Annotated in this window: 27 protein-coding genes; 15 read left to right on the top strand and 12 right to left on the bottom strand. The window is 70.6% G+C overall.

The window, feature by feature from the left end:
- Positions 1-70: 70 nt before the first annotated feature.
- Both A4W93_RS05560 and A4W93_RS05555 read left to right on the top strand, forming a co-directional pair.
- Positions 71-1066: an alpha/beta hydrolase family protein gene (locus A4W93_RS05560; RefSeq protein ID WP_085749668.1), complete on the top strand. Its 996-nt coding sequence runs from the start codon at positions 71-73 to the stop codon at positions 1064-1066.
- Positions 1067-1198: 132 nt separating this feature from the next.
- Entirely contained in the window at positions 1199-3520 is a 2322-nt protein-coding gene (locus tag A4W93_RS05555; RefSeq protein WP_237357700.1) for a putative bifunctional diguanylate cyclase/phosphodiesterase, read from the top strand.
- On the opposite strand, the gene A4W93_RS05550 is transcribed toward A4W93_RS05555, so the two are convergent.
- The 3 genes from A4W93_RS05550 to A4W93_RS05540 all read right to left on the bottom strand — a co-directional run bounded on the left by A4W93_RS05550 (position 3507) and on the right by A4W93_RS05540 (position 5364).
- Positions 3507-4100 carry a L,D-transpeptidase gene (locus A4W93_RS05550; RefSeq protein WP_237357699.1) on the bottom strand — a complete coding sequence of 198 codons (594 nt, stop codon included), beginning with the start codon at positions 4098-4100 and terminating at the stop codon, positions 3507-3509. The two genes, A4W93_RS05555 and A4W93_RS05550, sit on opposite strands and share 14 nt — an antisense overlap.
- A gap of 207 nt (positions 4101-4307) precedes the next feature.
- The gene (locus tag A4W93_RS05545; protein ID WP_099959862.1) at positions 4308-5066 is read right to left on the bottom strand and encodes a hypothetical protein; all 759 of its coding nucleotides are present in this window, start codon (positions 5064-5066) and stop codon (positions 4308-4310) included.
- A 58-nt stretch (positions 5067-5124) separates the two neighbouring features.
- Positions 5125-5364, bottom strand: coding sequence for a hypothetical protein (locus tag A4W93_RS05540; RefSeq protein ID WP_085749666.1), 240 nt, complete (start codon positions 5362-5364; stop codon positions 5125-5127).
- 281 nt (positions 5365-5645) lie between these two features.
- Between A4W93_RS05540 and A4W93_RS05535 the strand changes: the two genes are divergently transcribed.
- Positions 5646-6158 (top strand): hypothetical protein, encoded by a 513-nt coding sequence (locus A4W93_RS05535; protein ID WP_085749665.1) that lies wholly within the window; start codon positions 5646-5648, stop codon positions 6156-6158.
- Positions 6159-6180: 22 nt separating this feature from the next.
- Here the strand turns inward: A4W93_RS05535 and A4W93_RS05530 are convergent, their stop codons facing one another.
- The 6 genes from A4W93_RS05530 to pcaH are packed head-to-tail and all read right to left on the bottom strand — an operon-like array spanning position 6181 to position 11359.
- Complete coding sequence (locus A4W93_RS05530; protein WP_085749664.1) at positions 6181-6822, bottom strand: 3-oxoacid CoA-transferase subunit B; 642 nt, start codon at positions 6820-6822, stop codon at positions 6181-6183.
- 14 nt (positions 6823-6836) lie between these two features.
- The gene (locus tag A4W93_RS05525; RefSeq protein WP_085749663.1) at positions 6837-7532 is read right to left on the bottom strand and encodes a 3-oxoacid CoA-transferase subunit A; all 696 of its coding nucleotides are present in this window, start codon (positions 7530-7532) and stop codon (positions 6837-6839) included.
- Positions 7529-8779 carry a bifunctional 4-carboxymuconolactone decarboxylase/3-oxoadipate enol-lactonase PcaCD gene (gene pcaCD, locus A4W93_RS05520; protein ID WP_085749662.1) on the bottom strand — a complete coding sequence of 417 codons (1251 nt, stop codon included), beginning with the start codon at positions 8777-8779 and terminating at the stop codon, positions 7529-7531. The genes A4W93_RS05525 and pcaCD overlap by 4 nt, the downstream gene beginning before the upstream one ends.
- Positions 8780-8783: 4 nt before the next feature.
- On the bottom strand, positions 8784-10142 hold the full coding sequence (locus A4W93_RS05515) for a lyase family protein (RefSeq protein WP_085749661.1): 1359 nt from the start codon (positions 10140-10142) through the stop codon (positions 8784-8786).
- The gene (locus A4W93_RS05510) at positions 10142-10648 is read right to left on the bottom strand and encodes a peptidase associated/transthyretin-like domain-containing protein (protein WP_085749660.1); all 507 of its coding nucleotides are present in this window, start codon (positions 10646-10648) and stop codon (positions 10142-10144) included. Before A4W93_RS05510 ends, A4W93_RS05515 begins: the two co-directional genes overlap by 1 nt.
- An 18-nt stretch (positions 10649-10666) precedes the next feature.
- The gene (pcaH, locus tag A4W93_RS05505; RefSeq protein ID WP_085749659.1) at positions 10667-11359 is read right to left on the bottom strand and encodes a protocatechuate 3,4-dioxygenase subunit beta; all 693 of its coding nucleotides are present in this window, start codon (positions 11357-11359) and stop codon (positions 10667-10669) included.
- A gap of 172 nt (positions 11360-11531) precedes the next feature.
- Between pcaH and A4W93_RS05500 the strand changes: the two genes are divergently transcribed.
- The 4 genes from A4W93_RS05500 to A4W93_RS05485 are packed head-to-tail and all read left to right on the top strand — an operon-like array spanning position 11532 to position 15441.
- Positions 11532-12338: an IclR family transcriptional regulator domain-containing protein gene (locus tag A4W93_RS05500; RefSeq protein WP_085754044.1), complete on the top strand. Its 807-nt coding sequence runs from the start codon at positions 11532-11534 to the stop codon at positions 12336-12338.
- A gap of 2 nt (positions 12339-12340) precedes the next feature.
- Positions 12341-13534, top strand: coding sequence for a 4-hydroxybenzoate 3-monooxygenase (pobA, locus tag A4W93_RS05495; protein ID WP_085749658.1), 1194 nt, complete (start codon positions 12341-12343; stop codon positions 13532-13534).
- A gap of 54 nt (positions 13535-13588) precedes the next feature.
- Positions 13589-14914, top strand: coding sequence for a histidine--tRNA ligase (hisS, locus tag A4W93_RS05490; RefSeq protein WP_085749657.1), 1326 nt, complete (start codon positions 13589-13591; stop codon positions 14912-14914).
- A 14-nt stretch (positions 14915-14928) separates the two neighbouring features.
- A complete protein-coding gene (locus tag A4W93_RS05485) occupies positions 14929-15441 on the top strand; it encodes a hypothetical protein (protein ID WP_085749656.1) in 513 nt (170 codons plus the stop codon).
- Between the two features lie 13 nt (positions 15442-15454).
- Here the strand turns inward: A4W93_RS05485 and A4W93_RS05480 are convergent, their stop codons facing one another.
- Together A4W93_RS05480 and A4W93_RS05475 are read right to left on the bottom strand one after the other, a co-directional pair.
- Complete coding sequence (locus A4W93_RS05480) at positions 15455-17248, bottom strand: ABC transporter ATP-binding protein (protein WP_085749655.1); 1794 nt, start codon at positions 17246-17248, stop codon at positions 15455-15457.
- Positions 17249-17375: 127 nt separating this feature from the next.
- The gene (locus tag A4W93_RS05475; RefSeq protein ID WP_157131591.1) at positions 17376-18305 is read right to left on the bottom strand and encodes a hypothetical protein; all 930 of its coding nucleotides are present in this window, start codon (positions 18303-18305) and stop codon (positions 17376-17378) included.
- A gap of 95 nt (positions 18306-18400) precedes the next feature.
- Between A4W93_RS05475 and A4W93_RS05470 the strand changes: the two genes are divergently transcribed.
- The 8 genes from A4W93_RS05470 to A4W93_RS05435 all read left to right on the top strand — a co-directional run bounded on the left by A4W93_RS05470 (position 18401) and on the right by A4W93_RS05435 (position 25199).
- Positions 18401-18619: an oxidoreductase-like domain-containing protein gene (locus tag A4W93_RS05470; protein ID WP_085749653.1), complete on the top strand. Its 219-nt coding sequence runs from the start codon at positions 18401-18403 to the stop codon at positions 18617-18619.
- 106 nt (positions 18620-18725) lie between these two features.
- A complete protein-coding gene (locus A4W93_RS05465; protein WP_085749652.1) occupies positions 18726-19352 on the top strand; it encodes a cysteine hydrolase family protein in 627 nt (208 codons plus the stop codon).
- 22 nt (positions 19353-19374) lie between these two features.
- Positions 19375-20220 carry an alpha/beta fold hydrolase gene (locus tag A4W93_RS05460; RefSeq protein ID WP_237357698.1) on the top strand — a complete coding sequence of 282 codons (846 nt, stop codon included), beginning with the start codon at positions 19375-19377 and terminating at the stop codon, positions 20218-20220.
- A gap of 150 nt (positions 20221-20370) precedes the next feature.
- Positions 20371-21024, top strand: a complete 654-nt coding sequence (locus A4W93_RS05455; protein WP_085749650.1) for a hydrolase — start codon at positions 20371-20373, stop codon at positions 21022-21024.
- A gap of 58 nt (positions 21025-21082) precedes the next feature.
- Positions 21083-21340 carry a XapX domain-containing protein gene (locus A4W93_RS05450; RefSeq protein ID WP_085754043.1) on the top strand — a complete coding sequence of 86 codons (258 nt, stop codon included), beginning with the start codon at positions 21083-21085 and terminating at the stop codon, positions 21338-21340.
- Entirely contained in the window at positions 21333-23213 is a 1881-nt protein-coding gene (locus A4W93_RS05445; protein WP_085749649.1) for an amidohydrolase, read from the top strand. The genes A4W93_RS05450 and A4W93_RS05445 overlap by 8 nt, the downstream gene beginning before the upstream one ends.
- A gap of 10 nt (positions 23214-23223) precedes the next feature.
- Positions 23224-23619 (top strand): DoxX family protein, encoded by a 396-nt coding sequence (locus A4W93_RS05440; protein ID WP_085749648.1) that lies wholly within the window; start codon positions 23224-23226, stop codon positions 23617-23619.
- On the top strand, positions 23616-25199 hold the full coding sequence (locus A4W93_RS05435; RefSeq protein WP_085749647.1) for an MFS transporter: 1584 nt from the start codon (positions 23616-23618) through the stop codon (positions 25197-25199). Before A4W93_RS05440 ends, A4W93_RS05435 begins: the two co-directional genes overlap by 4 nt.
- Positions 25200-25209: 10 nt before the next feature.
- Here A4W93_RS05435 and A4W93_RS05430 read toward each other — a convergent pair whose 3' ends face one another.
- The gene (locus A4W93_RS05430) at positions 25210-25914 is read right to left on the bottom strand and encodes a TetR/AcrR family transcriptional regulator (protein ID WP_085749646.1); all 705 of its coding nucleotides are present in this window, start codon (positions 25912-25914) and stop codon (positions 25210-25212) included.
- Positions 25915-25992: the final 78 nt, after the last annotated feature.

Raw genomic sequence — 25992 nt, 5'->3', positions numbered from 1 at the left:
GGTCGGGACACTCCAGTGTGCCGACCCGGGAGGCCGACGGCAAGCGGGACGCTGCTCATAATGCACACCCATGCACATCCGCCACCTCCCCCGCCTCGCCGCCACGCTGGCCCTCGCCCTGCTGTCCGCCGCCGCCTGCGCCGCGGAGGCCGGCTACGAGCGGGTGAAGGTGCCCGACGGCGACCAGCCGCCGCTCGACACCGCGATCTGGTACCCCACGACGGCCGAGGCCCGCTCGACCGACCTCGGACCCTTCACGCTGCCCATCGCGATGGGTGCGCCCGTCGTGGGCAAGGGCCTGCCGCTGATCGTGATGTCGCACGGCAACGGCGGCAGTGCGCTGAGCCACCACGACACGGCGGTGGCGCTCGCCCAGGCCGGCTACGTCGTGGCAGCGGTCACTCACACCGGCGACAACCATGCCGACCGCAGCCGCGAGGTCTCGATGGCCGACCGGCCCCGTCACGTCAGCCGGGCCATCGACTTCGTGCTGACGCAGTGGCGGGCGAAGCCTCAGGTGGATCCGGCCCGCGTGGGGGTGTTCGGCTTCTCGTCCGGCGGGTTCACCGCGGTGGCGGTGGCCGGTGGCGTGGCCGACCTGGCCCGGGTCGGCCCCCACTGCCAGGCGCACCCTCGCGACTACGCCTGCCTCGTGATCGCGAAGGACCCGGCGGGTGCCATCGCCGCGGGCACTGGCGGACCGCTCTCCGGCCGCGACCCGCGCGTGCGGGCCGCCGTGGTGGCCGCGCCGGCGCTCGGGTTCACGTTCAGCCGCGAGTCGCTCGCCGGCATCACCCTGCCGGTGCAACTGTGGCGGGCCGACGCCGACACGGTGCTGCCCTCGCCCTGGTACGCCGAACCCGTGCGGGACGGCCTGGGCACCCCGCCCGAATACCACCCGGTGCCGGACGCCGGCCACTTCGACTTCCTCGCCCCCTGCACGCTGCGCTTCAGCCTGATGGCGCCGCCGCTGTGCAGCAGCCAGGCCGGCTTCGACCGTGCGGCGTTCCACCGCGAGTTCAACGCGGCCGTCGTGGCCTTCTTCGGACGCACGCTCGCGCCCTGAGCGCGCCGGTACGGGCTCGTTCCGTGCAAGGTTTGGCACGGGGAACGGGCCTGGACTCAACAACGGCCGCCCGCCAGCCGATACCTCTGGGGTGCTTCCCCCTGGCCAGACGCCTCCAGAGGGCGTTCCGCCATGCCGACCGATCTCCGCTCTCCCCTGCCCCCCTCCGCCACGGCCGCCCGGCCGGGTGCGGCGCCGCCCGTCGGCCCGATGCTGCCGTCCGCCCACGTGCCGGACCTGACGCAATGGCGTGAGCGCGTGCTCTCGTCCATCCTGCTCGCCGTGCTGGTGCTCGGCATCGTGATCGCCTTGCCGAGTGCCGTCTTCGCGGTCATCGACGGTCTCTGGCCGGTGCCGATCATCGACGCGGTGGCCCTCGGCTGGATCACCTTCATCTGGCGCCACCCGTCCCTGCCCTACCAGCTGCGCACCTGGAGCGTGCTGCTGCTGATGTACGGCGTGGGCACCTGGTTCCTGATGATGGTGGGCCCCGTGGGCATGGCCTACCTGATGGCCCTGCCGGTGCTGGCCGCGCTGCTGCTCGGGCTGCGCCCGGGTGTGCTGTGCCTGGCCGCCTGCGCCGCGACCTTGTTCGGCATCGGCGCCCTGAGCGGCCAGCCGCTGCCGGGCTTCGATTCCCCGACGACGCGCTGGTGGGCCATCGTCACCGGCAACGTGGCCTTCGTGGCGCTGATGCTCACCGTCTCGTGTTCGGTGCTGCTGCGCGGCCTGGAAAACTCGTTCGCCGCACTCGGCACCAACGAGGCCCGCTGGAAACACGCGCTGGAAAGCGCCGGCGACGGCGTGTGGGACTGGTCGGTGTCCACCGGCGCCACGCTGCTGTCGGCCCGGTTCGCCGAGATGTACGGCTACCGCATGGACGAACTCGCGACCCGCATCGAGCAGGTCGACCACCTCGTGCACCCGGACGACCTCAGTCAGGTCCTGCACGCGCGGCGCGAACACCTCGAGCAGCGCACCGCCACGTACAGCAACGAACACCGCATGCGCTGCAAGGACGGCTCGTGGAAGTGGGTGCTGACGCGCGGCATGGTGATCGAGCGCGACGCGGCCGGACAGCCGGCGCGGATGATCGGCACCCACACCGACATCACCGAACGCAAGCGCAACGAGGCGCTCGTGTGGCAGCAGGCGAACTTCGACGCCCTCACCGGCCTGCCGAACCGCCGCATGCTGCGCGACCGGCTGGAGCAGGACATCCTGATGAGCCAGCGCGACGGCAACCCGCTCGCGCTGCTGTTCATCGACCTCGACCACTTCAAGGAAGTCAACGACACGCTGGGCCACGACCAGGGCGACCGGCTGCTGGTCGAGGCCGCCCGCCGGATCCGCGCCTGCGTGCGAGGCGCCGACACGGTCGCGCGCATGGGCGGCGACGAGTTCACCGTGGTGCTCGCGGGCCTGGAGCACGAGGGGCGGGTCGAACAGGTCGCGCGCGACATCCTCGCCGCCGTGGCCGAGGCCTTCCCGCTCGGCGACGAACGGGCTTTCGTCTCCGCGAGCATCGGCATCACGATGTACCCGGAGGACGCGACGCAGATCGAGGACCTGCTCAAGCACGCCGACCAGGCGCTCTACGTCGCGAAGGACGCGGGCCGCAACCGCTACAGCCGATACACCCCGGCGCTGCAGGAAGCGGCGCTGCTGCGGCTTCGCCTGGCCAACGACCTGCGTGGCGCGCTGGCAAACGGCCAGCTCCACGTGCTGTACCAGCCCATCGTGCACCTTGCGACCGGCCAGGTGCGCAAGGCCGAGGCGCTGCTGCGCTGGACCCACCCGGCGCGCGGGAACGTGAGCCCGGCCACGTTCATCCCGATCGCCGAGTCGACCGGCCAGATCGGCGAGATCGGCGAATGGGTCTTCCTGCAGGCGGTGGAACAGGTCCGCCGCTGGCGGGAGCAGCTGCACCCGGACTTCCAGATCAGCGTCAACAAGTCGCCGGTGCAGTTCCGCGAAGCCGGCCACGACCGCACCGCGTGGCACGACCGCATGAAGGCCCTCGGCCTGCCGGGCGACTGCATCGCGGTGGAGATCACGGAAGGCCTGCTGCTCGACGCCGGCCACGGCGTGGCCGGGCAGCTCGACGCGCTGCGCCGCGCGGGCGTCGCGATCTCGCTGGACGACTTCGGCATCGGCTACTCGTCGCTCTCCTACCTGCAGAAGTTCGACATCGACGTGCTGAAGATCGACCAGTCGTTCGTGCGCGGGCTGTCGGCCACGTCGAAGGACATGGCGCTGTGCAAGGCCATCATCGCGATGGCCCACGCACTCGGCATGAAGGTGGTGGCGGAAGGCGTCGAGACCGAGGCGCAGCGCCAGCTGCTCACGGCCGCCGGCTGCGACTACGGCCAGGGCTACCTGTTCGCGCGGCCCATGCCGGCCGAAGCGTTCGAGACCTGGCGCCTGAACGCCGCCGGCGTCAGCGCCGGGTGAGCATCGCGAGCGCCGGCTGGCGCTCGGGCAGCACGTAGACCACGCCACGGCTGCGGCCCAGCACGGGGCTCACGACCTGTTCGTAGAACGCGACCGGGACCACGATGCAGCCGAGCGAGACGCGGTTGTCCGCGGGGGTCCCGGAGGCGAGCCGCTGCTCGCGGCGCTCGCGCGACGGGCCCGGCCGCACGCGGTGGATCGCGATGGCGGCGTCGTAGTCGACCCAGACGATGTCCTCGCCCTTGAGGTTGTGACCCGGTTCGGACGCGAAGCGCCCGGCGGGCGTGGTGCGCTCGGAAGGACTCAGGTCGGCCACACGCTGGCCGGCACCGGGCACCCCCTCGTCACCGGGCGTGAGGCCCAGCAGCGCGGGCGACTCGCCCGCCAGGCGGCCATCGGCATGGAACACGTGGACGCGGGCCTGGCGCTTGTCGACGATGGCGAACGGCAGGTGGCCGTGGTCACCGGTGGACTGGATCCAGGCGAGGGTGTCGCGCGCATCGGCGCTGAGCCCGGGCACGTGGACCGCGGCGGGCGCCACCGGGGCCAGGGGGACCTCCAGCGGGTCGGGCGTCGGCACGTCGGCCGCCAGAACCCCGGCCCAGGCGGTCGCACCCAGCACCGCCACACCCCAACGTTTCCCACCCCACATGCCACACACCCCTGTACCGTCGACTGCCGGACACCAAAAACCGGGCGGACGCCCGGTTCTGAGGGCACGATGGTAGCAAGGGTGTCGCCGATCAGCGACAAAGACTGAGCGGAAAAGTCCGCTCAGTTCGGGGGATCAGAGGCGCGGGATGCCATGTTTCGCGGCCACGTCGTACGAGGTGGCGAAGGCCTCATGGAGCGACTTCGTCTCCGGCAGCACGTACACCACGCCGCGGCGCTGGTCGAAGACGGGTTCCAGCACCGCCTCGAAGAAGGCCGGCGGCACGTTGATGCAGCCGTAGGAGATGCGGTTGTCGTCCGGCGTGGGCGTGGCCAGGCGCTCGTGTCGCCGCTCCTTGGGCTCGAGGGCGCGCAGGCGGTGCATCGACACCGCCGCGTCGTAGTCGACCCAGACGACGTTTTCGCCATGGGAATTGCGGCCCGGCTCGGCGACGAACCGGCCGGCCGGTGTGGTGCGCTCCTCGGGGCGCACTTCGGCGATGGGCCGCTGGCCGATGCCGGCGACCGAGTCGTCGCCCGCGGCGGCGCCCAGCAGCACGGGGCTCTGGGCCTTGAGCACACCGTCGGCGCCGAACACCCAGATGCGGGCGTCGCGCTTGTCGACGATCACGAAATCCATCTGCCGGTTGTCGCCGGAGTCGGCGACCCAGTCGGCGACGTGGCGCACGTCGTCGTGGGGTGTCTCCGCGCCGAAGTCCGCGAAGCGGGGCGCACGGGGCGCGGCCTCGGCGACGGCGGGAAGGTTCAGGCGGGGCACCGTCGTGCGCGCTCCGCCGACGGGCGGCAGCAGCACGGCGAGCGCCGCGGCCCCGAACACGACGCCCTGCTTCAGGCCGTCGAGCACGGGGTGGAGGGAACGGTTCGAATCACGCATGGTGGTCGGTCGTTCGGCTCACCTCCGACCCGGGGGCCGGAGGCCGGCACGGTCCGGATCAGTTCCGGTCGGCCTGCGGGGCGCGTTCGCTGTCCATCGTGGCGGCGGCGTCCGACGGCAGCGTGGCGTTGCTGTCCATCGGGGCCGGCGTGGTCACCGCGGGCTGCGCGGTGTCGGCCGGGGAGCCGGCGTTCGGCGGCATCGTGTCGCTGCCCGATTGCTGGGCGGAGGCGTAGCCGATGGTGCCCACGAGGGCGGCAGCGGCGGCGAGGGCGGTGAGGGTCTTGGATGCATTCATGTCGTTTCTCCTGGTTCGGTGCCCGTCCGGGCACGGAGGGGGTGGGACAGATGACCGGTCGAAAGAACCGGCTGCATTCACTTTAGGAGGCCCCTCGCGGCCCGTGCGTCGGCGCGGGGCACCGATGGCTGTAGGACAAGCCGATGCCGTTCCCGGGGAGATTCGGCCCCTGCGACAGGCAGGTTTTTGGCGGCGCTGTCCCCTCTCAGGGGGAATCCCGTGGCGCGCGGGCGCTGGCAGGATGCGAGCTTCGACATTCGCTTTTCCGAGGACCGAACCCCATGAAGCACCTGATCCCCGTCGCCCTGCTGGCCGCCTGCGCCACTGCGTCGCACGCCGCCCCCGTCTACCTGGAGACGCCCGTCACCTACGCGCCCAACGCGGGTGTGGTCGACAAGGTGAAGGAGGAATGCAAGATCGAGGACATGTTCGTGCGCGAAGCCAGCCCCTTCTTCTCGAAGGCCAACGGCGGCGAGGCCACCATCGCCGCCGACGCCGACCCGAAGGCCTCGCGCGTGCGGGTGCAGATCACCCATGTGCTGGGGGTGGGCGGCGGGGCCTGGAGCGGCCCGAAGTCGATGTCCATCGAGGCGAGCCTCGTCGAGAACGGCAAGGTCACGCGCACCACGAAGCTGACGCGCTCCACCACGGGCGGCGCCTTCGGCGGTTTCAAGGGCACCTGCACCATCCTCGAACGCAGCGCGAAGGCCCTCGGCAAGGACGTCGTGGGCTGGGTGGCCAACCCGAAGGCCGCGGCCTCCGATGCCGCCGAGGCGGAACCGAAGGCGCAGTGAGCGGCGTCCCGCGGGCCGCGGGTCAGCGGCTCAGCGGAATGCCCGTCCGGGCCTGCAGCTGCTCGAAGCTGAGGCCGTCGACCATGTCGACCACCGTGGCCTTGCCGTCCTTCAGGTCGATGACGGCGAGGTCGGTGATCACGCGGCTCACGCACGCGAGGCCGGTGACCGGGTAGGTCAGCGCCGGCACGAGCTTGCTGTCGCCGCCCTTGGTCACGTGTTCCATCATCACCCACGTGTTCTTCGCGCCGATGGCGAGGTCCATCGCGCCGCCCACCGCGGGGATCGCGTCGGGTGCGCCGGTGTGCCAGTTCGCGAGGTCGCCGTTGGCCGCCACCTGGAACGCGCCCAGCACGCACAGGTCGAGGTGGCCGCCGCGCATCATCGCGAAGCTGTCGGCATGGTGGAAGAAGCAGCCGCCGGCCTTCAGCGTCACCGGCTGCTTGCCGGCGTTGATGAGGTCGTAGTCTTCCTCGCCGGCCTTGGGCGCGGGGCCCATGCCCAGCACGCCGTTCTCGCTGTGCAGCAGCACCTCGCGGTCGGCCGGCAGGTGGTTGGCCACCAGCGTGGGCAGGCCGATGCCGAGGTTGACGACCATGCCGTCGGCGATCTCGTTCGCCACGCGGGCGGCCATCTGGTCGCGGGTCCATTTCGTCGTGGTCATGTCAGCTGCCCCTCTCAAGACTTGAAGCCGCCGGCGGCGGTGACGGCGCGGTCGATCTTCACGACACGCTTCACGTAGAGACCCGGCGTGACCACGGTCTCGGGGTCGATCTCGCCCGGCTCGACGACCTTGTGCACGGTGGCGATGGTGAGCTTCGCGGCCGCGGCCATGATCGGGCCGAAGTTGCGCGCGGTCATGCGGTACGTGAGGTTGCCCAGGCGGTCGCCCACCTCGGCCTTGATCAGCGCGACGTCGGCGTGGATCGGGTACTCGAGCACGTAGTTCTTGCCGTCGATGGTGCGGGTCTCCTTGCCCTTGGCGAGCTCGGTGCCGTAGCCGGTGGGCGTGAAGAACCCGCCGATGCCGGCGCCCGCGGCGCGGATGCGTTCGGCGAGGTTGCCCTGCGGCACCAGTTCCAGCTCGAGCTGGCCGGCACGGTACAGGCGGTCGAAGTGGTGCGAGTCGGCCTGCCGCGGGAAGCTGCAGATGATCTTTCGCACACGGCCGGCGGCGAGCAGCGCGGCCAGGCCCGTGTCGCCGTTGCCGGCGTTGTTGTTGACGATCGTGAGGTCGCGCGCGCCCTGCGCGATCAGCGCGTCCGTGAGTTCGTTCGGGAGGCCGGCGGTGCCGAAGCCCCCCACCATCACGGTCGAACCGTCCTTCACGTCGGCCACCGCGGCGGCCAGGGTGTCCATCAGCTTGTTGATCATGTCGGAACCTTCTTGAGGAAGTCGAGCACGCGGCCGGCGAAGGCCGCGGGGCGCTCCAGCACGCTCAGGTGCGAAGCGCCGGGGAGCACGGTGAATTCGGCGCCGGGGATGCCGCGCGCGATGGTCTCGTTCATCGCGACGGGGGTGCCCGGATCGATCTCGCCGGCGATCACGAGCGTGGGCGCCTGGATGCCGGGCAGGCGGTCCAGCGTGTCCATGCCCTGGAGCGCCTCGCACGTGGCGATGTAGCCGCCCGGATGGCACGAGGCCACGCGTCGGCGCCAGCGGTCGACGGTCGACGCGTTCGACTGGCGGAAGTCGTCGCCGAACCAGCGCGGCATCGCCATCTCGGCCACGGCGGCCATGCCCTTCGAGCGCACGAGCTCGATGCGGGCCTTCCAGCCCTCGCGGGCGGCGGCGTCGTAGACGGCGGTGGTGTTCGCGAGCACGAGGCCCTTCACGAGCGACGGGTGACGCAGCGCGAGCTCCTGCGCCACCATGCCGCCCATCGACAGACCGATGAACACGACCGGGCCGTTCGCCACCTCGCGGATCAGCGCGGCGGCGTCGTCGGCGAGCTCGGCCACGGTGTACGGGCCGGCGGGCGCATCGGACGCGCCATGCCCGCGCTGGTCGTACACGATCACGCGGCAGTCTTCGGCGAGCGTGGCGGCGAGGCCGTCCCACATCGAGCGGTCGCAGCCGAGCGCGTGGCTCAGCACGACGGTGTGGCGTGGTGCGCCGCCATGGCGCGGCTCGCGCACGGCGTAGGCGATGGACGGCGACACCGCGGTGCGGCCCGCACGGCCGGCGCCCGGGTGCGACACCTCGCGCACGTCGACCTTCGGCAGCGGCACGCCCGCTTCGCGCAGGATCTTCGTGGCGAGCGCGAGGCCGGTGTTGGCCGCCGGCACGCCGGCGTACACGGCCGACTGCAGCAGCACTTCCTTCAGGTCGTCGGGCGAGAGCTGGCCCGGCGTGCCGTCGGCGATGGCCGCGCGCACGTGCAGCTCGAACTCCTCCCAGCGGCCCATCGCGCAGGTGATGGACAGCACGATGATGCGGCGGGTGCGTTCGTCGAGGCCCGGGCGGCCCCAGATGCCATGCCACGCGTAGCGCGTGATGAAGTCCTGGAAGTCGGCCGAGAACGAGGTGGCATTCGCCTGCGACTTGTCGACCCAGGCATCGCCCAGGATCGCGCGTCGGTTGCGGGTGCCGCGTTCGGCGTCGGAATCGAAGTTGTCCATGGGATCAATCCGGTTGGCGCAGGGCGGGAAGGCGGTCGTCGAACTGGCGGCGCGCGGCGGCCAGTGCCACCTGCGGGTCGAACACGCGCTTCACGGCGGCGACGTCGACCTTCTTCAGCGCCGGGTCCGACTGCACCGCGGCGAGCATCAGTGCTTCCAGGGGCTTGTTCTGGCTCACCACGTCGCCGCTCAGCTGTTCGAGCAGCGAATGCGCGCGGGCCTTGCCGATGACGGGCGCGAGCAGCGCGGAGGCCTGTTCGGCGAACACGAGCCCGTTCAGCGCATCGATGTTGGCGCGCATGCGCTCGGGGTGCACGTCGGGGGCGATGAACACGTCGGCCAGCGCCAGCGCCGACGCATGCACGCCGATGAAGAGGCCCGGCCATTCGGCCAGTTCCGCCTGCCACGTGCCGAGGCCGCGTTCGTGCTGCTGGCCCATGGCCGCGAGCAGTGCCGCGGCGCGGTGCGGCGTGCGCTGCGCGGTGGCCACGGCGGCGAGCGCACCCACCGGGTTGCGCTTGTGCGGCATGGCCGACGAGCCGCCCCGGCCCGGCGCGGCCGGTTCGTTGAGCTCACCCACCTCGGCCTGCGCCATCAGCGCGAGGTCGGTGCCGATCTTCCCGAGGCAGCCGGCCAGCACCGCCGCTTCCATCGCGACCCGCAGCCACTCGTCGCGCTGGGTGTGCCACGGCGACGGCGCCACGGCGAGGCCCAGGGCCTCGGCCATGTGGGCGACGACCGCGGGGGCGTGCGTGCCCAGGCCCGACTGCGTGCCGATGGCACCGCCCAGCTGCAGCGCGAGGCCGCGCGCGGCGGCTTCGCGCAGGCGGGCGCGGGAGCGCACGAGCGGGGCGGTCCAGTTGAGCACCTTGAGGCCGAACGACGTGACCTGCGCCGGCTGCATCAGCGTGCGCGCGAGCACCGGCGTGTCGGCGTGGCGCTCGGCCAGGTCGAGCAGCGAGCCGATCAGGCGGCCCAGTACGGTGTCGATCGCATCGACCGCGCGGCGCGTGCAGAGCGCCATCGCGGTGTCCTGCACGTCCTGGCTCGTGCTGCCCTTGTGCACGACGGAGGCCGCCTCGCCGCTGTAGAGCGACACGGTCTGCGTCAGCTCCTTGACGAGCGGGATGGCGAGGCTGCCCGCGCGCGAGCTGGCCTCGGCCAGCGCGTTCAGGTCGTACAGCTCGGCCTTGCAGACGCTGGCGATGGCGGCCGCCGACGCCGCCGGGATCATGCCGGCGGCGGCCTGCGCCCGCGAGAGCGCCGCCTCGAAATCGAACATCGCCTGGATCAGCGCGACGTCGTCGAAGGGCGCCGCGGCGTCCGCCGGCGCGAGGAAGCGGTCGAAGAGCGGGAGGCTCATCAGGTGAAGTCGAAGAAGACGGTTTCGGCCGGGCCCTGCAGGTGCAGGTCCCACTCGTGCGTTCCGGCCGCGCCGGGTTTCGCGATCAGCGTGGCGCGGCGTTCGGCCGGCACCTGCTTCAGCAGCGGGGCGTCGGCGTTGTCGCCCAGGTACACGGCGCTGAACTGGTGCTTCAGCAGGCCGCGGGCGAACACGACGATGTAGGCGGCCGGCTCGTTCGCCACGCCGTGGGCGGGCAGCGAGAAGCGGAAGCTGCCGTCGTCCTGGCTGTGGATGCGGTACAGGCCTGGCAGGCCCTCCAGCGCGGCGCCGGCGTTCGTGCCGGGCAGCCAGGCTTCGAGCACGGCATCGCTCACGGGGTTGCCGTCGCCGTCGAAGACACGGCCGGTGATCTGGACGGGCAGGTCCTGGTTGCCGGCGTCGAAGGCCCAGCGCCAGCCTTCATGGGGGAACGGGCCGATGGTCTGGGACGAGGTGATCGGCAGGGCGGGGGTCGGTTGGCTCATGGTCGGGAGTCCTTCGAATCAGAGGCCGAACGGCGTGGCGTCGCGGCCGCGCAGCACGATGTCGAACACGTAGCCCAGCATTTCATCACCAACCGTCTCGTCCATGCTGAAGCGGGAGACCAGGCGCTGGCGGGCGGCCACGTCGGGCACGCTCTGGAAGATGGGGTCGAAGTCGAACAGCGGGTCGTTCGGGAAATACATCTGCGTCACGAGGCGCTGGGCCAGCACGTTGCCGAACAGCGAGAAGTGAATGTGCGCCGGACGCCACGCCTTGCTGTGGTTGCCCCACGGGTACGCGCCGGGCTTGATGGTGACGAAGCGGTAGCGGCCTTCGTTGTCGGTGAGGAACTTGCCGAAGCCGAAGAAGTTCGGGTCGAGCGGCGCGTTGTGCTGGTCCTTCTTGTGCCAGTAGCGGCCGGCGGCGTTGCACTGCCACACCTCGACGAGCGAGTTGCGCACGGGCTTGCCGTCCTCGTCGGTCACGCGGCCGGTCACCACGATCTTCTCGCCGAGCGGGGCCGACTGGCCGCGGGTGGTCAGGTCGGTGTCGCCGGGAACGATCAGCGAGGGTTGGAAACCGAGGGACTGGTTCGTGGCGACCGGGGACGCGACACGCAGCGGCGCCTTCGTCGGACCCCGCTTCGCGGTCGACTTGTACGGGGCGTGAAGCAGGTCGGGCCAGGTGCCCTCGGGAATGGGGTCGAAACGCATCGCGATCTCCGTCAGAATGGAACCCGTTGTGCGACTACCGTACAAAACGGCTGAACGGGTGCTTGAAGGCCCCTAGCTTATCGACAACTATTGCGGCTCAGCAAGCGACGAACCCTCGCTTGCACCGCGAATCGCCCAACTCGTGCGATTAGCGAACAAGGACAGAACGATGATGGACCCGATCGACCCCGAAGTTGGGGGTAACCCGAATGAAACGCCCGACGGCCCGCTCAAGCGCGACCTGATCGCCGGGCTGGAAAAGGGACTGGCCGTGATCGAGGCCTTCGACCAGGAGCGCCCCCGCCTGTCGATCACCGAGGTGGCGCAGCGCACCGGCCTCACCCGCGCGGCCGCACGCCGCTACCTGCTGACGCTGAGCCACCTGGGCTACGTCGCCCAGGACCGCAAGCTGTTCGGGCTCACGCCGAAGGTGCTGCGCCTCGGCCAGAGCTACATGCACTCGGCGCGCCTGCCGCGGGTGATCCAGCCGCAGCTGCAGAAGCTCGCGTACGCGCTGCAGGAAGCCAGCTCCGCCGGTGTGCTGGAGCACGACGACGTGATCGCGGTGGCCGCCGCCAGCGCGGGCCGGGTCGTCTCGGCCACGCTGCAGCCGGGCACACGCGTGCCGGCCTACTGCACCAGCAACGGCCGCGTGCTCGTCTCGTCGCTGCCCGACGAGTTGATGGACCAGTGGCTGCAGCGCCAGCGCCTGGAGCCGCTCACGCCCAGCACCGTGACGAACCCCGAACGCCTGCGCCTCGAGATGCTGCGCACGCGGGCCAACGGCTACGCCGCCGTGGACCAGGAAATGGAGCTCGGCCTGCGCACGATCGCCGTGCCGCTCCGCAACTTCCGCGGCGAGACCGTCGCCGCGATGAACATCAGCGTGCACGCGAGCCGCATGCGGATGGACCAGCTCGTGGACCAGTGCCTGCCGGCGCTTCTGCACGCCCAGGAACAACTTCGAACCTTGATCTGACCATGTCGACCCCCCTCCCCCAACGCACGCAAGTCGTGATCATCGGCGCGGGCCCCTCGGGCCTGCTGCTCGGCCAGCTGCTGTACCGCGCCGGCATCGACAACGTGATCATCGAGCGCCAGAGCGCCGACTACGTGGCCTCGCGCATCCGCGCGGGCATCCTCGAGCAGACCACCGTCGACCTGCTCGACGCGGCCGGGGTGGGGGAACGCATGCACCACGAGGGCCTGCCCCACGACGGCTACGAGCTGTGCTTCGGCGGCGAACGCCACCGCATCGACCTCGCCGAACTCACCGGCGGCAAGCGGGTGATGGTGTACGGCCAGACCGAGGTCACGCGCGACCTGATGGAAGCCCGCGCGAAGGCCGGTCTGCTCACGCTGTACGAGACGCCCGACACCACGCTGCACGGCTTCGACGGCACCACGCCGTCGGTGCGCTTCACGCACGAAGGCCGCTCGGTGGAACTGCACTGCGACTTCATCGCGGGCTGCGACGGCTACCACGGCGTCTCCCGCGCGAGCGTGCCGGCCTCGGCCGTGACCACCTACGAGAAGGTGTACCCGTTCGGCTGGCTGGGCGTGCTGGCCGACGTGCCGCCGGTGGCCCACGAACTGATCTACGCGAACCACGAGCGCGGCTTCGCGCTCGCCAGCATGCGGTCGAACACCCGCAGCCGCTACTACATCCAGTGCCCGCTGGACCACAAGGCCGAGCAGTGGACGGACGACGCGTTCTGGGACGAGTTGCGCCGCCGCCTCGACCCGTCCGCCGCGGAAGCCCTCGTCACCGGCCCGTCGCTCGAGAAGAGCATCGCCCCGCTGCGCAGCTTCGTCGCCGAGCCGATGCGCTTCGGCCGCCTGTTCCTCGCCGGCGACGCCGCCCACATCGTGCCGCCCACGGGCGCGAAGGGCCTGAACCTCGCGGCGAGCGACGTGTCCTACCTGTCGCGTGCGCTCATCGAGCACTTCACCGAAAAGAGCGACGCCGGCATCGACCACTACTCCGACACCTGCCTGCGCCGCGTGTGGCGTGCCTCGCGCTTCTCGTGGTGGTTCACGTCGCTGATGCACCGGTTCCCGGATGGCGGCGACATCGAGCGCAAGCTGCAGGAAGCCGAACTCGGGTACCTCGTGGGCTCGCGGGCCGCCTCCACGGTGATGGCGGAGAACTACGTGGGGTTGCCGCTGGTCTGAGCCGCGCCCAGGGGACCCGGTATCATTCCGGGCCTCGCAGAAAGCCCCCGCTCCATGTCCACCAAGCCGTCCACCCCCGCCCCGTACAAGCCCGAGCCCATCACCGGCTACACCGAGTGGCTGCCCGAGGTCCGCCTCGTCGAGCTTCGGTGGCTGGACCACATCCGCTCGGTGTTCGAGAGCTACGGCTTCTGCAACATCGAGACGCCGGCCGTGGAAGAGATCGAGGTGCTGTCCGCCAAGGGCGGCGACACCGAGAAGGAGATCTACGCGCTGCGCCGGCTGTACGAATCGCCGAACGACGCCGAGCCGCGCGTGGCGCTGCACTACGACCTGACGGTGCCCATGGCCCGCTACGTCGCGCAGCACTACAACGACCTCGTCTTCCCCTTCAAGCGCTACCAGATGCAGAAGGTGTGGCGCGGCGAGCGTCCGCAGGAAGGCCGCTACCGCGAGTTCCTGCAGTGCGACATCGACGTGATCGACAACGAAGACGTGTCGATGAGCTTCGACGCGGAGCTGCCCATCATCGTCTACGAGATCTTCCAGGGCCTCGGCGTCGGCCCGTTCTCGATCAACGTCAACAACCGCAAGATCCTGCAGGGCTTCTACCAGGGCCTGGGCATCGAGCAGGTGACCGAGGCCATCCGCATCGCCGACAAGTTCGACAAGATCGGCGCCGACGGCGTGCTGAAGTCCCTCGTCGAGCAGCTGAACATCCCGGCCGACGTGGCCGCCAAGTGCGTGGCGCTCGCGCAGATCCGCACCGGCGACAGCAGCTTCGTCGAGCGCGTGCGCGCCCTCGGCGTGCAGTCGGAGCTGCTCGAGACGGGCCTCACCGAACTGCAGTTCGTGATCGACCACATGAAGGACATCCCGGCCGGCCACATCTGGGCCGACCTGTCCATCGCCCGCGGCCTCGACTACTACACGGGCACCGTGTACGAGTGCAAGCTGCTCGACTACCCGGGCTACCCCAGCGTGTGCTCGGGCGGCCGCTACGAAAACCTCGTGGGCGCGTACCTGCGCAAGAAGCTGCCGGGCGTGGGCCTGTCGATCGGCCTGACCCGCATCTTCGCGAAGCTGCTGAAGGACGGGAAGCTGCCGGTGGCGGCGAAGTCGGGCACGCAGCTGCTCGTGGTGTACCCGCAGGGCGCCGACCGCGATGCGGTGCGCCGCATCGCCGCGCACTACCGCGCCAAGGGCGTGAAGGTCGAGATGTACCACGAGGACAAGAAGACGCCGAAGCAGCTGCAGTACGCCGTCCGCAAGGGCATCCCGTACGTGCTGTTCCCCGGCGCCGACGGCGCGCCGCACCAGGTCAAGAACCTGGCCACCGGCGAACAGGTCGAGGTGACGGCGGACTGGCTGCCGGGCTGAGACGCCGCATCCCCATGGCGTCGCCGCATCCTCCGGCCCCGCTCTGGCTCGTGGTGCCGATGGCCGCGGCGACGCTCGCGGTGACGGGGCTGTTCGGCTGGCTGCTTCACCAGCGCCTCGACCTCCTGCTGCACGCGCCGCGCTGGCCTGGCACCATCGTCGCGCTGGAATCCAGCCAGTCCGTTTCCACGAACTCGTCGAACCGGCGCGCGTCCACCCGCCTGGAGGTGGTGACCGAAGTCGAGGGTCCCCGAGGCCCCAGCCGTTTCACCACACTCGCGCCGCTGCTCTACCCGATGGCGAGCGAAGGCGACCGGTTGACGGTGTTCGAGGCCAACGGCCGCTTCGTGCTGGGCCACCCCGCCTCCCTCGGATTGCATCCGCTGCTGGCCTTGCTGCCCCTCGGCTTTCTGTTCGCGATCGTCGACAAGGTCATGATGCCCGCACGGCATCGCCGCGTGTGGCACGCCCTGATGGTGGTGGCCCTGCTGGCGCCGCTGGTCGTGGGCCCGCTTCGCGCGAGCTGAGTGCCACCCGTTGTCAGGCCGCCAGCGGCCCGTCGTCCTCGGCCGCGGCCCCCGCCCGCATCGCCGCGAACAGCGGCTGGCGCGCGGCCACCTCGTCGGCGGTGCCGGTGTCCATCACCGCCCCGTCGACCATGAAAACGACCCGGTCGAAGTGGGGCAGCAGGCTCATGCGGTGCAGCGCGGAAACGATGCACGCGTCGGGGTTCGCCGCGCCCAGGCGTTCGTGCACCACCTGCTCGGTGAGTGCGTCGAGCGCGCTGGTGGGTTCGTCGAGCAGCAGCAGCGAACTGTCCCGCGCGGCCAGCACGCCACGCGCGAGCGCGAGGCGCTGGCGTTGTCCGCCGGACAGGTTGAAGCCGCGTTCGGCCATCGGGGTCTCGAGGCCGAGCGGCAGGTCGGCCAGCACCGCATCGAGCGCGCTGACATGGACGGCGCGGGCCACGTCGGCCTCCGGCACCGGCTGGTCGAGCGTGATGTTCTCGCGGATGCTGGCCTCGAACACCTCGGCCTCCTGCGGGATCAGTGTCGCCACGTCGGCGACGTGGCGGCGGCCCAGGTGCGCGACCCCGTCGACGGCCACGTGGCCACGGTCCGCGTCGTACAGGCCGGCGAGCACGCGCAGCAGCGTGCTCTTGCCCGAGCCGCTCGGACCCACGAGCGCGATGCGTTCACCGCGGCGCAGCACGAGGTTCACGTCGTCGAGGCCGCCACGGCCCGATGCGGCGTGCGTGAAGCCGAGGCCGTGGACATCGATGCGCGACCAGCCAGCATCGAGCGCCACACCACGCTCCGCCGGCTCGGGCGCCTCGCGGATCACGTCGGCGCTCGCGAAGTCGGTCTGCATGCGGGCGAGGTTCTGGTAGTTCGAGGCCATCGCCCCGAGCACGCCGGAGGCCTGCTGCGCGTACTGGTAGATCATGAAGAGGCTGCCGATCAGCACGGTGCCGCCGGCGGCCACCGACGGGCGGGTGAGCGCGTAGACCACCACGAGGCCCCAGGTCAGCACCACGGTCAGCAGGTCGACCGAGCACCACTTCAACTCGTTGAGCACGATGGTGCGGCGCAGCGGTTCGAACACCGCGAGCAGGCGCGTGTCGAGCAGCTTGCGCGTGGCGTCCTGCAGCCGCAGGCTCGCGACGGCCGAGATGTTGCCGACGAAGTCGAGCAGGCGCGCGGCATAGCGCCGCTCGGCCTGGTTCTCGCGGGCGGCCAGTTGCATCAGGGCCGCGTCGAACCGCAGGATCACGACCGCGGTGGCCACGAAACCCACGATGGCGAGCATGCCGGTGAGCCGCGACAGCAGCATCAGCGCGATGACCGGGCCGGCGAGGTTGATCAGGTTCTGCAGGTAGATGAACTGGCTTTGCGAGAAGCTGCCGAGCGCGGTGCCCGCCTGGTGCACGCGGTGCTGCAGGTCGCCGGAGTGATGGCGCTCGTGCCACGCGAGCGGTGCGCGCGACAGCCGGGCGTACAGGGAATCGGCGAGGCTGCGGCGCACGCGCAGGCCCACGTTGCGCTCCATCAGCCGGGCCGGGCCGTGCAGCATCCAGGTGACGACCTGCAGCCCCACGATGGCCGCGATCCAGGTCGCCGCCGAGGGCAGGCCATCGGCGCCGCCGGTCTGGATGCTGTTGATGGCCTGTGCGGCCATCCACGGGAAGGCGAGCTTCAGGCCGTGGGCGCTGCCGAGCAGGCCGAGCGCGGCCACGAACTGGGCCCGCGCGCCCCGGGCATGGGACCAGACCTCGCGGTAGAGGTCGGTGAGCCGCGCGGGCGCCGCGGCGGCGGAGGGAACCAGGTCGGACATCGGGTCTTTCAGGCGGGTCGATCACCTGACCCGCGGGCGGCAATGTAAGGGATAACCCTTAATCCGATGAATCCAAGGGGATCCGCCCCGGGCCGGGGCGTGACATCTCCCCCACGTTTCACCACGCTCACTGGCCCGAAGGCCCCCGCACGTCGCACAGCACGCCGCTGCAGTCCGTCGCGAGGAAGTACAGGTCGCGCGCCACGCCACCGGGCAGGTTCAGCTGTCCTTCCAGGCCCCGGCCGGAGGCACCTTGCGTGTTCGCCTGCGTCACGAGTTCGGCCGCGCTGGTCACGAGCGGGTAGGCGAAGTAGCGGAAGGTGGCCTTCGCATTCGCCGCGGTGGTGCTCGCCTCGAACACCCACAGGTTGCCGTCCGCGAACACGTGGATGCCCCGCATGCGGTAGCCGGCCTGGCCGTTGACGTCGAACCGGGCCATCTGGGACGACTCGGTGGCGGCGACCTCCTCCACACGCACCGCGTAGGTGGCCGGGGTGCTCGACTTCTCGTAGAGGTCGAAGTAGACGCCGCCCATGACCAGTTCCGAATGCAGGCGCCAGCCGGCTGCGCCGCGGGCGTTGACCGTCGCGACGTACGTGCCGCTGGGCAGGCCCCCGTGGGGCACGCTGTCGACGGCCTCGTAGGTGAAGGTTTCGGTCGAATTGGTGACCTTGCGGTAGACGACACCGCGGTCGTCGTAGCTCGCGAGGCGGAACCCGCGCACGCCCTGGGCCGTCACCTGGGCCACGAACGCCGTGGCCGTGGTCGGCGAGACCAGCACCTCGTACGTGTAGGCGACGGACGCGTCGTTGACGAACAGCGAACGCGACGCGCCGCCGTAGCCCGGCAGGCCCACGTAGCGGTAGCCGAGCGCACCCTGCACGTTCAGCTGCGCCTGGAAATTGGCCGCGGTGGATGCCGTCGCGAGTTCCACGTAGCGGTGAACTCGGGAACCGGTCCCACCGTTGCCCGTGTCACCACCGTCGCCCGCGTCATCGCCACCGCCACACGCCGCCAGCACCGCGGCCAGACACACCACCATCGCTCGCCTGATCATTCGCCCTGTTCCCTGTTCGTTGACGACCGCGCGTCGCACGCCGGCCGAAACTCGCGACTCTATCAGCGCCCGCTTGGTACAGTGCGGGCCGCACCATGCCCGACCTCACCGGCCCCCTTTGCGACCTCGACACCACGCGCCACGTGTTCGCCGTGCTAAGGCAGCGCCTGGATGCCAACGGCATCGCCATGCGCGCCCCGCCCCCCGAACCCGACACCTGCTGCGGGCGCGGCTGCAACGGCTGCGTGTGGGAAGGCTTCTACGCCGCCGCGGCGTACTGGCGCAACGAGGCGCTGCTGCACCTCTCCGATTGAACGGGCGCCCCGGTCCAAGGGGATAGCCCGCGAGGAAACCTCCGGCGCTTGCCGCCCGGCGGGCCGGCGCGCATCCTGAGCGCTTCGACGTCACCGGGGAACCGCGATGGCCACGCCTCTCTATCCGCAGGGCTCCAGCGCCCTGTTGCTGATCGACCCGTACAACGATTTCCTGAGCGAAGGCGGCAAGCTCCACAAGTTCGCCAAGGTGGTGGCCGACGCCACGGGCACCGTCGCCCACATGAAGGCCGTGGTGGACGCGGTGCGCGCGGCCGGTCACCCGGTGTTCGTCGTGCCGCACCACCGCGCCCTGCCCAGCGACTTCAGCGGCTGGCGGCATCCGTCGCCCTACCTGCTCGCGAGCCACCGGGCGCAGCCCTTCGCACTCGGCAGCTGGGGCGGCGAGTGGCACCCCGACTTCGTCCCGCGGCCCGAGGACATCGTCGTGCGCGAGCACTGGGCGTCGAGCGGCTTCGCGAACACCGACCTCGACCTGCAGCTGAAGTCCCGCGGCATCGAGCGGCTGATCCTGATCGGGCTGCTCGCGAACACCTGCGTCGAGACCACCGCGAAGTTCGGTGCCGAACTCGGCTACCACGTGACGCTTGTGCGCGACGCCACCGCGGCCTTCTCGCCGGACGCGATGCGCGCGGCCCACGAGATCAACGGCCCCACCTACGCCCACGAGATCCTCACGAGCGAGGCGGTGATCGCCGCGCTCGCCCACCGCTGACCTTCCTCGACCGGAGATGCCGATGACCGCCCTCACCACCCCCACCCGCTTCGCCGAATCGAACGGCCGCCGCCTCGCGTACCGTTCGATCGGGGAAGGACAGCCCATCGTGCTGTGCACCCGCTTCCGCGGCAACCTCGACGTGTGGGACCCGGCCTTCCTCGACGCCCTCGCGGCCGGTGGCCTGCGGGTCATCACGTTCGACTACAGCGGCCTCGGCCTCTCGACCGGCACCCGCACCTACGACGCCGCGTCGCTCGCGAAGGATGCCCATGACCTCATCGAGGCGCTCGAGCTGAAGAACGTGATCATCGGCGGCTGGTCGCTCGGGGGCATCGCGGCGCAGCTCGTGATCGCGCTGTACCCGCAGCGGCTCAGCCACGCGGTGCTGATCGGCACGACGCCACCGGGGCCGATGGTCAAGCCGCCCGAACAACTGTTCTACGACACCGCGCGCCTGGCCGAGTACGGCATCGAAGCCGAGGAGATCCTGTTCTTCGAACCGAAGTCGGCGCTCAGCCGCGCCGCCGCGCGACGGTCGGTGGACCGCATCGCGCAACGCCAGGATCGCAGCGTGCCGGTGCCGGTGGACTTCGCCGCGAATCACCTCGGCACGGGGCCAAAGGGGGACGTCTTCCCGGCCGTGGCCGTGCTGGAGCTGCTCAAGCGCACGACACTGCCCATCCTGCACATCGGCGGCGACCACGACATCATCTTCCCCGTGGAGAACTGGTACGCGCTGAACCAGTTGCTGCCCACCGTGCGGCTGCTGACCTTCCCGAGCGCGGGGCACGGGCCGCACCACCAGCACCCGCAGGCCGCGGCCGACGCCATCGTCTCGTTCGTGCGCGAGCCCCACCTCGCCTGAAAGTTCCCGACGGGCGTGCGCCCTCCGCACTCGTCCTACGCCGTACCTGTCCACCCGAGGGATACGCGATGGTGAGGTCCGCGGCAGACTGAGGGTCCGGATCCGGCACACCACGCCGGTTCTCCTCCCATCTTCCGCCAAGGACCCGCCATGCCCCTCAACGCCACCCCCACCCCCGGTTCGCAGCTGCTGTCCCCGACCGACCACACGCTGGTCATGATCGACTTCCAGTCGCAGATGGCCTTCGCCACGCACTCGATCGACGCCGTGAACCTGCGCATGAACGCCGGCCTCGTGGCCCACGCCGCGGCGGGCTTCAAGGTCTCCACCATCCTCACCACGGTCGCGGAGAAGAGCTTCTCCGGCCCGATGTTCACCGAGATCACCGACGCCTTCCCCGGCCAGGAACTGCTCGACCGCACGTCGATGAACACGTGGGAAGACGCCAACGTCATCAAGGTCGTCAACGCGATCGGCAAGAAGCGCCTCGTGCTGTCGGGCCTGTGGACCTCCGTGTGCATCGTGGGCCCGGCGCTGTCGGCGCTGGACCAGGGCTTCGAGGTGTACGTGATCGCCGACGCGTGCGGCGACGTCTCGGCCGAGGCGCACAACCGCGCGATGGACCGCATGGTGCAGGCCGGCGTGCGCCCGATCACGTCGCTGCAGTACATGCTCGAGCTGCAGCGCGACTGGGCCCGCGGCGAGACCTACGACCTGACCACCGGCATCGCGAAGAAGTTCGGCGGCGCCTACGGCCTCGGCATCATCTACGCGAAGACGATGTTCGGCGCGCAGGAAGGCTGATGACCGACCCGCGGCGGCCGGCTGTCCGCGGCCGCCGCTCCCGCCCCTGGAGGTGCTCGTGAAAACCTATCTCGTCTCGCTGGCCGTGGGCCTGCTCGTGGGTGTCATCTACGCCCTGTTCAACGTGCGCTCGCCCGCGCCGCCGGTCATCGCCCTCGTGGGCCTGCTCGGCATCCTGGCCGGCGAGCAGCTGCCGCCCCTGGTGAAGAAGCTCTGGCAGCGCGACACTGCGGAGGTGTCCTGGCTGCACCACCAGGTCAAGCCGCACATGTTCGGGGAACTGCCCCGCTGCGCCGACAGGAAAGACCATGCCTGACCTCGTTCCCGACCTCATCCTCCACCACGGCCGCTTCACCACGCTGAACCGCGCCCAGCCCACCGCGAGCGCGGTCGCGATCCGCGGCGGCCGTTTCGTCCACGTCGGCCACGACGCCGAGGTGATGGCCCTCGCCGGCCCGGACACGAAGGTGATCGACCTTCGCGGCCGCCCCGTGCTGCCCGGCCTGATCGACAACCACATCCACGTCATCCGCGGCGGCCTGAACTACAACATGGAGCTGCGCTGGGACGGCGTGCGTTCGCTCGCCGACGCGATGGAGATGCTGCGCCAGCAGGTCGCCATCACCCCCGCGCCGCAATGGGTGCGCGTGGTGGGCGGATTCACCGAACACCAGTTCATCGAGAAGCGCCTGCCCACGCTCGAGGAACTGAACGCCGTGGCACCCGACACGCCCGTGTTCATCCTGCACCTGTACGACCGCGCGCTGCTCAATGCCGCCGCGCTGCGTGTGGTGGGCTATGGCCGCGACACGCCCGAGCCGCCCGGCGGCCAGATCCTGCGCGACGCCGCAGGCAACCCGACGGGCCTGCTGCTCGCGAAGCCCAACGCGTCCATCCTGTACGCCACGCTCGCGAAGGGCCCGAAGCTGCCCCTCGAGTACCAGGTCAACTCCACGCGCCACTTCATGCGCGAGCTGAACCGCCTCGGCGTCACCGGCGCGCTCGACGCCGGCGGTGGCTTCCAGAACTACCCCGAGGACTACCAGGTCATCGACCAGCTGGCCAAGGCCGACCAGCTGACCATCCGCATCGCCTACAACCTCTTCACGCAGAAGCCGAAGCAGGAGAAGGACGACTTCCTCCGCTGGACCGCCGGCTCCACGTACAAGCAGGGCGACGACTACTTCCGCCACAACGGCGCGGGCGAGATGCTCGTGTTCTCTGCGGCCGACTTCGAGGACTTCCGCCAACCGCGCCCGGACATGGGCCCGGAGATGGAGGGCGACCTCGAGGAGGTGGTGCGCATCCTCGCGCAGAACCGCTGGCCGTGGCGCATGCACGCGACCTACGACGAGACCATCACGCGCGCGCTCGACGTGTTCGAGAAGGTGAACCGCGACATCCCGCTGTCGGGCCTGAACTGGTTCTTCGACCACGCCGAGACCATCTCCGAGAAATCGATGGACCGCGTGGCCGCGCTCGGCGGCGGCGTGGCGGTGCAGCACCGCATGGCCTACCAGGGCGAGTACTTCGTCGAACGCTATGGCCTCGACGCCGCCGCGGCCACGCCGCCGGTCTCGAAGCTGCTCGAGAAGGGCGTGAAGGTGTCCGCGGGCACCGATGCCACGCGCGTCGCGTCGTACAACCCGTGGGTGTCTCTCTCGTGGCTCGTCACCGGCACCACCGTGGGCGGCCTGCGCCTGTACCCGCAGCGCAACTGCCTGGACCGCGAGGCCGCGCTGCGCATGTGGACCGAGAACGTCACCTGGTTCTCCAACGAGGAAGGCAAGAAGGGCCGCATCGAGGCGGGCCAGCTCGCCGACCTGATGGTGCCCGACCGCGACTTCTTCGCGTGTGCCGAATCCGAGATCGCCGACACCACATCGCTGCTGACCGTGGTGGGTGGCAAGGTGGTGTACGGCGCGGGCGACTTCGCCGGGCTCGACGAGGTCCCGCCGCCGGCCATGCCGGACTGGTCGCCGGTGCGCCGCTACGGCGGCTACGGCGCCTGGGGCGAACGCGACGGCGCGCCGCTGCAGGCCGCGATGCAACGCAACGCCGCATGCGGCTGCGCGAAGGCGTGCGGCGTGCACGGCCACCAGCACGGGCAGGCCTGGCGCAAGGAGGTGCCGGCCGCCGATTTCAAGGACTTCTGGGGCGCGCTGGGCTGCGCGTGCTGGGCCGTGTGAGGACTTTCCCATGACACTTTCTTCCCCCGCGATCCGCTGGTTCGCGCTGCTCGCGCTGTGCGCCGCCTACCTCCAGGGCGGCCTCGTCAAGGCCTTCGACTTCGGCGGTGCCGTCGCCGAGATGAACCACTTCGGACTGCAGCCCGCCGTGCCGCTCGCGCTCGCGGTGATCGTGCTCGAACTGGGCGCCGCGGCGCTGATCCTGTCGGGCCGGCTGCGCTGGCTCGGTGCCGTCGCGCTCGCCGTCTTCACGGTCGGCGCCACGCTCGTCGCCAACCGCTACTGGGAGGCCTCGGGCCACGACCGTTTCATGCTGATGAACGCGTTCTACGAACACCTGGGCCTGGCCGGCGGCTTCGTGCTGGTGGCCTGGATGGACCTGCGCGAACGGGCGTCCACGCGATGACGGACACCGCACAAGGCGGCAGCCTCGCCCCGCTGCGCCACAAGACCTTCGCGGTCCTGTGGGTGGCCACCGTCGTCGGCAACATCGGCAGTTTCATGCGGGACGTGGCGAGCGCGTGGGTCGTCACCGACCTGTCCGCGAGCCCCGCCGCGGTCGCGATGATCCAGGCGGCCGCCACGCTGCCGATCTTCCTGCTCGCGATCCCCGCCGGCGTGCTGTCGGACATCCTCGACCGCCGCCGCTTCCTGATCGGCATCCAGGTGCTGCTGGCCGCGGTGAGCGGCACGCTGATGGTGCTCTCGCACACCGGCGCGCAGACGCTGCTGTCGCTGACGCTGCTCACGCTGCTCGGCGGCGTGGGCGCCGCGCTGATGGGGCCCACGTGGCAATCCATCGTGCCCGAACTCGTGGACCGGTCATCGCTGCGCAGCGCCGTGGCGCTGAACTCGCTGGGCATCAACATCGCCCGTGCGATCGGGCCGGCCGCGGGCGGGCTGCTGCTCGGGCTGCTGGGCGCGTCGTACACCTACGGCGCGGACGTGCTCACGTACGTGTTCGTGATCGGTGCGCTGCTGTGGTGGCGCCGGCCGGCGGCCGCGTCCGACGCGCTCTCCGAGAACTTCACCGGCGCGCTGCGCGCGGGCATGCGCTTCACGCGGTCGAGCCGCGAGCTGCACCGCGTGATGCTTCGCGTGGCCGTGTTCTTCGCGTTCTCGAGCGCGGTGTGGGCGCTGCTGCCGCTCGTCGCGCGCCAGCTGCTCGGGGGCACGGCGGGCTTCTACGGGCTGATGCTCGGGGCCGTGGGCCTCGGCGCGATCGGTGGTGCGGTGCTGCTGCCGAAGGCCCGCGACCGGCTCGGTCCCGACGGGCTGATGCTCGCCGCGGCCGTGCTCGTGGGTGCCGTGCTGCTCGCGCTGTCGTCCGCGCCGCCGCAGTGGCTGGCCCTGGTGTTGATGCTGGTGCTCGGCGCGGGCTGGATCACGGCGCTGACCACGCTCAACGGCGTGGCGCAGGGCATCCTGCCGAACTGGGTGCGCGGGCGCGGCCTCGCGGTGTACCTCACGGTGTTCAACGGCGCGATGACCGCCGGCAGCCTCGCCTGGGGCGGGGTCGCGCAGGCCATCGGCGTGCCGATGACGCTGGTGGCCAGCGCCGCCGGCCTGGTCGTCAGCGCCCTCGTGGCGCGGCGCATCGCGCTGCCGTCGGGCGACGCGAACCTGCAGCCGTCGAACCACTGGCCCGAACCGCTCACGACGATGGCCGAGGCCGGCGACCGCGGGCCGGTGATGATCCAGGTCGAGTACCAGGTGAAGGAGACCGACCGCGCCGCCTTCACCGCCAGCATGGACGCCCTCGCGGCCATCCGCCGCCGCGACGGCGCCTACGCCTGGGGGTTGATGGACGACACCGAGCGGCCGGGGTTCATCATCGAATGGTTCCTCGTCGAGTCGTGGGCGGAACACCTGCGGCAGCACCACCGCGTGTCGCACGCGGATGCCGACCTGCAGGCCGAGGCCGCCCGCTGGCACACCGGCGGGCAGAAGCCGGTGGTGCGGCACCTGCTGGCGGTCAAGCGCTGACGGGATCCCGTCAGTCCGCGGGGCGGGCCAGCCCGCCCCGCACGAAGCGGCTCACGCTGTCGGCGAACTGGTCCACGGTCGCCTTCATCTGCTTGTACTTCCAGCGCTTGATGTGCCAGTCCTGGATCATCACGTGGATGTGGGCCGCCGCCATCTGGGCGCGCAACGGGTCGGCCTCGCCGCCCTCCTCGATCAGCTGCACCAGCGCACGGTGCATGTCGAGCTCGGAGTTCTTCGCGATCAGCTTCTGCGCCGACGACAGCGTGCGCGACTCCATGAACACGAAGTAGAACCACGGCTGCAGCAGTTCGGCCTGGTACACGAGCGCCCGCATGATCGCGTCGAGCCGGTCCAGCGGCGTCTCGCCGTGGCCGGCGAACCACACCGGGATCTCGCCGGCGACGTACCGGATCATGTCCTCCATCATCGACGCGAGGTCGTCCTTGCTCGTGATGTAGCCGTAGAGCCCGCCCATCGACAGCCCGGCCTCCTGGCTCAGCTCGCGCAGCGTCATCGCCCCGAAGCCGGCCTTGTTCGCGAGGCGGAAGGTCGACTCGATGATGCGGCGCAGGTTCTCGCGCGCCACCTCCGGGCGCTTGACGGGCACCCGCTCGGCGTTGCGCTCGATCAGCACCTGCCACACCGTGGCCGCGTCGATCGGGGTCGCGCGCTTGAACTCTGAGAAGCCGAACCGCGGGGGAAGCTGGAGCTGCATGGGTGGGGGTCGACCGGTTTGACCGTGAAGGCCGCAGATTGTAGACTCGGCGAAAACCGAGCGAGCGCTCGGTTTATT

This window comes from Piscinibacter gummiphilus, from assembly GCF_002116905.1.
Lineage (GTDB): Bacteria > Pseudomonadota > Gammaproteobacteria > Burkholderiales > Burkholderiaceae_C > Rhizobacter > Rhizobacter gummiphilus.
This window is presented reverse-complemented; position numbering and strand designations above follow the sequence as displayed.

What these genes read in the sequence shown, in the direction of transcription:
- A4W93_RS05560 (WP_085749668.1), top strand. Translation starts at nt 71, where the DNA reads ATGCACATCCGCCACCTCCCCCGCCTCGCCGCCACGCTGGCCCTCGCC.
- A4W93_RS05555 (WP_237357700.1), top strand. Translation starts at nt 1,199, where the DNA reads ATGCCGACCGATCTCCGCTCTCCCCTGCCCCCCTCCGCCACGGCCGCC.
- A4W93_RS05545 (WP_099959862.1), bottom strand. Translation starts at nt 5,066, where the DNA reads ATGCGTGATTCGAACCGTTCCCTCCACCCCGTGCTCGACGGCCTGAAG.
- A4W93_RS05540 (WP_085749666.1), bottom strand. Translation starts at nt 5,364, where the DNA reads ATGAATGCATCCAAGACCCTCACCGCCCTCGCCGCCGCTGCCGCCCTC.
- A4W93_RS05535 (WP_085749665.1), top strand. Translation starts at nt 5,646, where the DNA reads ATGAAGCACCTGATCCCCGTCGCCCTGCTGGCCGCCTGCGCCACTGCG.
- A4W93_RS05530 (WP_085749664.1), bottom strand. Translation starts at nt 6,822, where the DNA reads ATGACCACGACGAAATGGACCCGCGACCAGATGGCCGCCCGCGTGGCG.
- A4W93_RS05525 (WP_085749663.1), bottom strand. Translation starts at nt 7,532, where the DNA reads ATGATCAACAAGCTGATGGACACCCTGGCCGCCGCGGTGGCCGACGTG.
- pcaCD (WP_085749662.1), bottom strand. Translation starts at nt 8,779, where the DNA reads ATGGACAACTTCGATTCCGACGCCGAACGCGGCACCCGCAACCGACGC.
- A4W93_RS05515 (WP_085749661.1), bottom strand. Translation starts at nt 10,142, where the DNA reads ATGAGCCTCCCGCTCTTCGACCGCTTCCTCGCGCCGGCGGACGCCGCG.
- A4W93_RS05510 (WP_085749660.1), bottom strand. Translation starts at nt 10,648, where the DNA reads ATGAGCCAACCGACCCCCGCCCTGCCGATCACCTCGTCCCAGACCATC.
- pcaH (WP_085749659.1), bottom strand. Translation starts at nt 11,359, where the DNA reads ATGCGTTTCGACCCCATTCCCGAGGGCACCTGGCCCGACCTGCTTCAC.
- A4W93_RS05500 (WP_085754044.1), top strand. Translation starts at nt 11,532, where the DNA reads ATGGACCCGATCGACCCCGAAGTTGGGGGTAACCCGAATGAAACGCCC.
- pobA (WP_085749658.1), top strand. Translation starts at nt 12,341, where the DNA reads ATGTCGACCCCCCTCCCCCAACGCACGCAAGTCGTGATCATCGGCGCG.
- hisS (WP_085749657.1), top strand. Translation starts at nt 13,589, where the DNA reads ATGTCCACCAAGCCGTCCACCCCCGCCCCGTACAAGCCCGAGCCCATC.
- A4W93_RS05485 (WP_085749656.1), top strand. Translation starts at nt 14,929, where the DNA reads ATGGCGTCGCCGCATCCTCCGGCCCCGCTCTGGCTCGTGGTGCCGATG.
- A4W93_RS05480 (WP_085749655.1), bottom strand. Translation starts at nt 17,248, where the DNA reads ATGTCCGACCTGGTTCCCTCCGCCGCCGCGGCGCCCGCGCGGCTCACC.
- A4W93_RS05475 (WP_157131591.1), bottom strand. Translation starts at nt 18,305, where the DNA reads ATGATCAGGCGAGCGATGGTGGTGTGTCTGGCCGCGGTGCTGGCGGCG.
- A4W93_RS05470 (WP_085749653.1), top strand. Translation starts at nt 18,401, where the DNA reads ATGCCCGACCTCACCGGCCCCCTTTGCGACCTCGACACCACGCGCCAC.
- A4W93_RS05465 (WP_085749652.1), top strand. Translation starts at nt 18,726, where the DNA reads ATGGCCACGCCTCTCTATCCGCAGGGCTCCAGCGCCCTGTTGCTGATC.
- A4W93_RS05460 (WP_237357698.1), top strand. Translation starts at nt 19,375, where the DNA reads ATGACCGCCCTCACCACCCCCACCCGCTTCGCCGAATCGAACGGCCGC.
- A4W93_RS05455 (WP_085749650.1), top strand. Translation starts at nt 20,371, where the DNA reads ATGCCCCTCAACGCCACCCCCACCCCCGGTTCGCAGCTGCTGTCCCCG.
- A4W93_RS05445 (WP_085749649.1), top strand. Translation starts at nt 21,333, where the DNA reads ATGCCTGACCTCGTTCCCGACCTCATCCTCCACCACGGCCGCTTCACC.
- A4W93_RS05440 (WP_085749648.1), top strand. Translation starts at nt 23,224, where the DNA reads ATGACACTTTCTTCCCCCGCGATCCGCTGGTTCGCGCTGCTCGCGCTG.
- A4W93_RS05435 (WP_085749647.1), top strand. Translation starts at nt 23,616, where the DNA reads ATGACGGACACCGCACAAGGCGGCAGCCTCGCCCCGCTGCGCCACAAG.
- A4W93_RS05430 (WP_085749646.1), bottom strand. Translation starts at nt 25,914, where the DNA reads ATGCAGCTCCAGCTTCCCCCGCGGTTCGGCTTCTCAGAGTTCAAGCGC.